This window comes from Flavobacteriales bacterium, from assembly GCA_029248105.1.
Lineage (GTDB): Bacteria > Bacteroidota > Bacteroidia > Flavobacteriales > UBA7312 > UBA8444.
Map to the genome: position 1 here is coordinate 1 of JAQWJZ010000046.1, position 7,663 is coordinate 7,663.

The window sequence follows — 7,663 nt, forward strand, 5'->3', positions numbered from 1 at the left end:
GCCTCCACTAAAGAGCAAACAAATGAAATAAAAAGAGCTAAAAAAAGATAAAAAATTAAGGCTGTCATATATTTTAATAATAGCAAAAATAGAAAACTTGCATTTATTTTAACTAAAACCCACAAATAAAAGGTAACACTAATTTTAATTAATCCCAAAGAAAAAGTCGATTATAAAAAAGATTATACCCTAACAATAAATGAACTAAAAAGCTCTATTTAGCCCTAGAAATAAAGTCATAATATTATCTGCTACAACAAACGCTTTTACTGCTCTTACTGATTGGATGTAGAGTTAAGCATTATATGCTTTGAACTTATAAGTAAACAAGCAAGTTTTGTATAGCTTTACCATTAACAAGCTATACAAAACAAAAAATATTGTATGTTTGCAACTTAATTTACTAATATTCATTTTATGAAAAGTTTATCACTTTCGATTGCAATTTTATTAAACTTTGTAGGCTTAAGCACTTTAGCCCAGTGTGAGGCAGACCATACCATTATCCTTAATAATTTTGAGTTTGTGCCTTCAGAATTAACTATAACTCCTGGTGAAACCGTGGCATTTGTAAATATTGAAGGTGAACATACGCTTAATGGAATAACAAATAGTATTACTGATGAACCTTATAATAACCCTTCAGAAATTTTTTTAGAACAAACCACTGGTGATGTAGAAGGTGTTTGTATGGGTGTTGTTAGTTTCGATACGGCAGGTGTTTTTAATTTTGATTGTAGTGTAGGATATAATGCCCAAGCCGGTATGACCTTAAGCATAACTGTAGATGCATTTGATTTGAATGATCTCATGATAGATATGTATAACGTTCAAGAAGTTCCAATTTTTCAATCTTCTTATGCTTTTTCTTATTATGGAGATACTTTTTTGACTCAAAGTGCGCCTTGGACCATATTTGTTCCAAACAACAATGCTGTTTCTGAAATTTTAGAATATATGAATTTGGGACAATTCGATGCGCTAAATATTCCTGATTTCACAGAAATATTAGAATACCATATTGCCGAAGGCAGATGGTTGGCTGAGGATCTATATAATGGCTTACAGTTACTGACAGCTCAAGGTCAATCACTAAATATCTCACAAAATGAACAGGGTACGTTTGTTAATGGTTCCCAAGTCATCTCAACTGATTTTGAGGCTTATAATGGGGTTGTACATGTCATTGATTATTGTTTAGCTCCTCAAGGTATGCCTGAAGCTACTGTTATGGAAATTATAAGACAGAGTGATAGTCACCAAATTTTAGAAGAAGCCATAATAGCAATTGGCTTAGACGATGAATTATCTGTACAGGCATCCATTGACAACAGTATTTCTGGTCCCGGTCCTTGGACTGTATTTGCTCCTACCGATGATGCTTTTGCAGTTCTTGCCGATGAATTAGGGATCCCCGCTAGTGAGCTTTTGAATTCACAATTTTTATCTAATATAGTCAATAATCATATAGTAAATTATGAAATTTTTGGTGAGGATATGTACTCTGGAAATGTGGCAAATACCTTGCAAGGAGAACAAATTCAGTTTGACTATATAGATAGTACTTTTTACGTTATTGGCGAACAAAATACAGTTGTGGTAACCGTTCAAGATTTATACGCTTTCAACGGTGTTGTTCATGTTATAGATGCTGTTATCAAACCTTTTATTCCAGTTTTGGAGGGCACTTGCGGTATTTGGCGCTTGGTATTATCATCATACTCTGATTACAGCTGGGGTGACTCCGAGTTACTGCTCTACAAGAATGATGTATTTATCGAATCTCTGACAGTTTTCGATGGTGGCGCAGATAGAATTTATGACTTTGGCGTAGACAACGGTGATGAAATAGATTTATATTTTATAGATGAAGGTGGATATCCTCAGTCTTATAAACTATATAATTCCGATGAAGAGCTAGTTGTTAATGCCACTTCTACACCGCAATTTTCTTCTTTAGATAGCTATACAGATATTATTGCCTGTGAAGAATTTGGTGAGGATCACTGCGGCAAGGTAAAAGTTCAAATGTTTAGTGATTATGGCGTTGGATGGTATGGTGGCGGTCTAAATGTTTATAGAAATGGAGTTTTTGATAAACAAATAGATTTTTTGTTAAGTTACGCTCAAACTACTTTTATCAATACCAATTATAACGATACGCTTAACTTCGAAGTACTCAGCCCTGCTTATCCGGATGAAACGGGCTATTTGATTTATGACATAAATGGTCAAATAATACATGATGCAAATGAAGTTAATTTTGCTCCACAAAATAGTCCTGATTTGTTATTTTGTGAAGTCACTACTCCAAATATTTCGTGGGATTGTTTAGAAGACGCTTGTGTTGAGCTATCTGATGATACAGGTAATTTTTCTTCTATTTCTGAATGTCAGGAGGTTTGCGGTACATCTGCCATAACCGAAAATGATATTGAATTTAGTATATACCCTAATCCATCATCAGGAGTGTTTAATATCCAATTTAATTCTGGTGATGAAGATGTTCATATCACAGTTACAAATATAGTGGGTAAGCAGGTATTTAAGCAAACGGTAAACACTAAAGACCAATACGATACGCCAATTGATTTATCTACTCTTCCTAAAGGGATTTATAATCTATCGTTAACTACAAGCATGGAAATAAAAACTTATAATCTTGTTTTTCAGTAATTAAGTTTACAATAGGGTCGGTTAAGCCCGTTCAAGTGGAATTCATCCTAACAGACGTTTTCCACTTTTTTTATGCATAATGTTTTCTTACCCAGTCGTCGATTTTTTGAAACAAAGGCATTAGGTCTTTACCCGCTTGCGTAAGTCCATATTCAACTCTTGGAGGAATCTCTTTATAAACGGTTCTAACGATTAACTTATCTTCTTCCATTTGCCTTAAATGTTCTGTAAGAACTTTTCTAGAAACACCATCAACTAAGTTTGCCAACTGCCCAAACCTCAAATTGCGATTTCTTAAATTATAAATGATGGCTAATTTCCATTTTCCTCCCAATTTTTCTTCAAAGATACTCGTTGGGCATAGTTCTTCAATTCCTTTCATATATCAATAGTTACTTTGTTGAAACTAGTTTTTTTAGGGTTACTTTTTAGTAACCGTTACATTTAGTTACTATAATTAGTTACTTTGCGAAACTAAAATAATAATTAATAAAAAACAAATATGAAAAGTTTAAGAATACCTAAATGTAAATGTGGGAAAACAAATGATCAAAACGGTAATTGTGATGGTTCTCACGCTAATTTGAGAGACAAACTATCCAAAGTCGTTTTAGGATTAGTTTTATTTTTAACTGCTTTTGTCTTTCAAAGTTTCACTACTGGCGATAATGTAAAAGTTAAAAGCAGTTCGATAGAATGGAAAGGCGAAAAAGTAGTGGGCTCTCACGAGGGAACTATTGCCTTAAAGTCTGCTGAACTTATCTATAAGGGTAAAAAGTTAAAAGGTGGAAATTTTGTGATTGATATGACCAGTATTGCTTGTACGGACTTATCAGGAGAATATAAAGGAAAGTTAGAGGGACACCTTAAGTCGGATGATTTCTTTGGCGTTGCTAAACATCCTACTTCTACTTTAAATATTACAAAAGTGACCTCAAAGTCAGCTAACAATTATAGTATCGATGCCACGCTTACTATAAAAGGCATTACTAAGGCTATCAATTTTGACGCTACCACTAAAGGTAAGAAGTTAAGCGCTACTATTAATGTTGATAGAACTAAATATGATATCAAATACGGTTCTGGTAGTTTTTTTGATAGCCTAGGCGACAATATGATTTATGACGATTTTGAAATCCAAGTAAATTTAGAAATCTAAAATGCCTCGAAAAGTTTAACAGAAGTTAACCTTATAGGAAATCAGCCAAAAAGAGATAAAAATTGTATTTTTATAAAAGCGTTTACAGCTTACTTTGTCAAAGAAGAAGGCTTTGGATTTATGGCTTAAAAAATTTCCTACAGGAAAGTATATTGTAAGGTAATATGAAAAGAATAGAATTTTTAAAAAAGTCCATTATATCAGGAGTTGCCGCTATGGCAGCTCCTTTGATGCTCAAGTCGAGCAATGGCAAAACATCCACTTTCAATAAATTAATGGAACAAGTGGGCTTCAACCATATGCCAAATAACGAAATTGGCACTGAAAGTACGGTTCTGCACAAAGCTCATACACGCGGTAGTGCCGACCACGGATGGCTCAAGGTCAATCATACGTTTAGTTTTGCCAACTATCGAAATCCACAACGGATGAATTTTGGTGTGTTGAGGGTGCTCAATGACGATATTATTGCAGGGGGTAGAGGCTTTAGCACACATCCTCACGATAATATGGAAATCATTACTATTCCACTTGAGGGCGACTTAAAGCATAAGGATAATATGGGCAATGGGGCTATTATTAAAAATGGTGACGTGCAGGTAATGAGCGCTGGAACAGGCATAAAACATAGCGAGTTTAACGCCAATAAAGATAAGGATGTTAAAGTCTTACAAATTTGGTTGTTCCCTAACAAAAGAAATGTAAAACCTAGATACGATCAATTGTCATTACAGTCCCTAAAAAAGAAGGATACTTTTTATCAAATATTATCACCTAACAGCAATGACAAGGGTGTATGGATTCATCAAAACGCATGGTTTAGCTTAGGTGAATTTACAACGGATAAGAGGCTTAATTACAACTTAAATTCGAAACAAAATGGGGTGTATGCTTTCATTATCGAAGGTCAAGCGACTATACAAAATCAAAAGCTAGACCAAAGAGATGGCTTTGGTGTATGGAATACCAATTCTTTAGATATTACCGCAAAAAAAGGAGCAAAAATATTATTAATGGAAGTACCTATGTATATTTGAGACTTTAAACAATCCATTTAATTACTCAATGAAAGCATTTCTTACACTTGTACTTACCCTAAGTTCTTTTTGCCTAAGTGCGCAAATCAACCTATTGAAGAAGGCTAACGATAACGTTAAAAATTTAATTCGTACGGAGGCTAGTCTTTCCGAAAGTGACATCAAGAAGGGACTAAGCGAGGCTTTAAGGAAAGGCAGTGAATATGCGGTTAAAAATGCTTCTCAATACAACGGTTTTAATACCAACGCATTGATAAGAATACCTTTTCCTGCTGAGGCAGAAAACGTAAAAAATAGTTTATCTAAAATAGGCTTACAAGCTCAGATAAATTCTTTTGAGGAAAGCATGAACCATGCGGCCGAGTCAGCCAGTAAAGAGGCTTTAAGCCTGTTAGTTAAGGCCGTTAATGGAATGACGATAAAGGATGCTTACTCCATTTTGAAAGGTGCGGATAATGCTGCTACAAACTATTTAAAGGAACAAACACATTCAGATGTTTACCGTTCTTTTAAACCCATTATTAATACCTCAATGCAAAAGCATAAGGTAGCTCAGCAATGGACTACAATATCTACACGATACAATGCTTTACCCTTTACTAAAGACATCAACCCTGATCTTGAAGACTACATTACAAATAAGGCTATTGACGGCTTATTTGTATTATTGGCAAAACAGGAAAAAGAGATCAGAAAAAACCCTTTAGCACGCACTTCTGATATTTTAAAAAAGGTATTTGACTAGTCCAGAATAATTTTTTTCTCCACACTGCCATCCTCATAAAGATAGAATAAAGTCTTATTCTTAATGACTTTTGAAGGTCTGCCTAATACATCGGTTATTCCAATGATTTTTTGGTCTTTTGTTGAATGAACGTCCACAGTTGTTTGATCGCACACCAACTGATTGATGTAGTTCCATATGCCGTTATTTTGGTTGAATGGTACTAAACCCTCTTCCGAAACATCTCCCATTCTTATCCATACCATATTTTGAGAAGGAACCACGTTGATATATTGTCCGTTTTTACCCATGGCAGCATACATATCGTCGGGGGCATTAGAGCATAAACTGCCTTCAAATACATATTGGCCTTGAGGTACCATAAAGCTATTTTTACCATTGAGCCACCACAAATATCCATAGGACTCGTTGAGGTCTTGCGAAGTGTTGGTCATGGCGCTGAAATAAGCATCATCTCCAAGAATTTCGTTATCGTTCCACTTACCTTCATTAAGTATTAACAGTCCAAAACGAGCCATACTTCTTGCCGTACTAAAAAAAATACTATTGTAACCCTCAAAAACAAATAGGCCATTCATTCCGATAGGATTGACCACTTTTTGATAGGCGTAAGCGTTAATCCCTTGTCCAGTTGAATTTTCCACAACATTTTTAAGTAATGTATAAGGGGCATTATGATAGGCCCAGCGTGTTCCAGCATCTGCCAAATACAGCAAACAACTATCGGTGGTACAATAGCTGTTGTCTACCCCATCATCTAAGCCAGAGGTCATGCTTAACTGATTTAGGATTGTAATTTTAGACTCTTGAGCGGCGTTACAGCTTGTCCACCCCTCGGAAAGGTAGTTCGATGTGGTGTCGTTAATGTTTAGGTGTCCTTCTTCTTGAGCAATGCCGACCAGTAAAGATGTTATAGTTTTACCTGCCGAAGCCCAATACCAATTTGAGGTGTCTGTATGTTCGTTGAAGTAATTTTCTAAGACTATTTTACCATCTTTTAACAAGATGAACGCTTTGGTGTTATTGATGTCTAGATAGTTGTACAAACTGTCAATATTTTCTTGACAATAACCCAAACTAGCAGGACTAATACTATCCCAATTACTCGAGTTGTTGGGTGGAAAATAAGATTGAGAATTGACGTGGAGACAAGCCAACAGAAGAAGAAAAAAAACTGCGATATACTTCATAATATAAAGGTACTACAAAATAGTGTTGAACTCAATGAGCCAAACACTGAAAACGAATGTTTGGCTCATTAAAAATTAAGTAGGGTTATTATACAGTTCCTTTTTTAGAACCATAGAGTAATAAGCCTAATGCTGCTAGGTTAAGCAAAATTACGGGTAGAGGAGCAGTTGGTTTTCCCGCAAATGCGTTGATAAGGTCAGGCAAAGCCAAAAAGCCCATAACGACAAATAATAAGAAAGAAAGACGCTTTAGTGCCGCCAAATCTTCAATAGATGTCATGCCGATAATCATAAAAAATATACCTGTAACAATACAGCCAACAACTAACACAAAGGTATCAAACAACAAATTCCCATCAGGGCTTAAGGTTTCTACACCGAATGCATCTAATACTAAAGCCGCTTTAATATCAGGCGAAATCATTGCGCCTATTAACGGTAACATTTGTAGTGCAGTGAGCACTGCAGCTATCCAAAAAATTGTTTTTAATTTCATAATTTGATTAATTGAAAGGTTAATTTTCTCAAACCTAAGGTTTTTTTAATTAAAATTCAAAGCAAGATTAAATTAAGGAATTACAAAATAAGCTCAGAAAAAGAGCTTATTGTTTGGCGGATTATCATCCATGTGCTAAAGATGGTGTAGTGCTACAAGTGGTCTAGCGGATTTGAAATGTTGTTTTTTGAGATTTTGGTAACCTGGGTGTAAAGTTCTGTGGTCTTAATGGAGTTTGAATTGATATGCATAATTCCTAATGAAAAATATAATAGCTTTCCTGAAATCAGTAGAACTAAAATTGAAGGAATTACGGAAGATGGTTTTAGTATAGAGGACAAAAGAGTGAAAGATCCAAAC

The 7,663-nt window shown here is 35.0% G+C and carries 7 protein-coding genes; 4 read left to right on the forward strand and 3 right to left on the reverse strand.

Going from position 1 to position 7,663, the window contains the following annotated elements; genetic code table 11:
- Positions 1-417 precede the first annotated feature (417 nt).
- Entirely contained in the window at positions 418-2,676 is a 2,259-nt protein-coding gene (locus P8I29_08155; protein MDG1917759.1) for a fasciclin domain-containing protein, read from the forward strand.
- Positions 2,677-2,746: 70 nt separating this feature from the next.
- Here P8I29_08155 and P8I29_08160 read toward each other — a convergent pair whose 3' ends face one another.
- Positions 2,747-3,058 (reverse strand): helix-turn-helix domain-containing protein, encoded by a 312-nt coding sequence (locus tag P8I29_08160; GenBank protein ID MDG1917760.1) that lies wholly within the window; start codon positions 3,056-3,058, stop codon positions 2,747-2,749.
- A gap of 120 nt (positions 3,059-3,178) precedes the next feature.
- Between P8I29_08160 and P8I29_08165 the strand changes: the two genes are divergently transcribed.
- The 3 genes from P8I29_08165 to P8I29_08175 all read left to right on the forward strand — a co-directional run bounded on the left by P8I29_08165 (position 3,179) and on the right by P8I29_08175 (position 5,617).
- A complete protein-coding gene (locus P8I29_08165; GenBank protein ID MDG1917761.1) occupies positions 3,179-3,835 on the forward strand; it encodes a YceI family protein in 657 nt (218 codons plus the stop codon).
- A gap of 164 nt (positions 3,836-3,999) precedes the next feature.
- The gene (locus P8I29_08170) at positions 4,000-4,872 is read left to right on the forward strand and encodes a pirin family protein (GenBank protein ID MDG1917762.1); all 873 of its coding nucleotides are present in this window, start codon (positions 4,000-4,002) and stop codon (positions 4,870-4,872) included.
- 28 nt (positions 4,873-4,900) lie between these two features.
- Positions 4,901-5,617 carry a DUF4197 domain-containing protein gene (locus P8I29_08175; GenBank protein MDG1917763.1) on the forward strand — a complete coding sequence of 239 codons (717 nt, stop codon included), beginning with the start codon at positions 4,901-4,903 and terminating at the stop codon, positions 5,615-5,617.
- Here the strand turns inward: P8I29_08175 and P8I29_08180 are convergent.
- Together P8I29_08180 and P8I29_08185 are read right to left on the reverse strand one after the other, a co-directional pair.
- On the reverse strand, positions 5,614-6,807 hold the full coding sequence (locus tag P8I29_08180; GenBank protein MDG1917764.1) for a serine hydrolase: 1,194 nt from the start codon (positions 6,805-6,807) through the stop codon (positions 5,614-5,616). The two genes, P8I29_08175 and P8I29_08180, sit on opposite strands and share 4 nt — an antisense overlap.
- An 88-nt stretch (positions 6,808-6,895) precedes the next feature.
- Positions 6,896-7,252 carry a hypothetical protein gene (locus P8I29_08185; protein MDG1917765.1) on the reverse strand — a complete coding sequence of 119 codons (357 nt, stop codon included), beginning with the start codon at positions 7,250-7,252 and terminating at the stop codon, positions 6,896-6,898.
- Between the last annotated feature and the right edge of the window lie 411 nt (positions 7,253-7,663).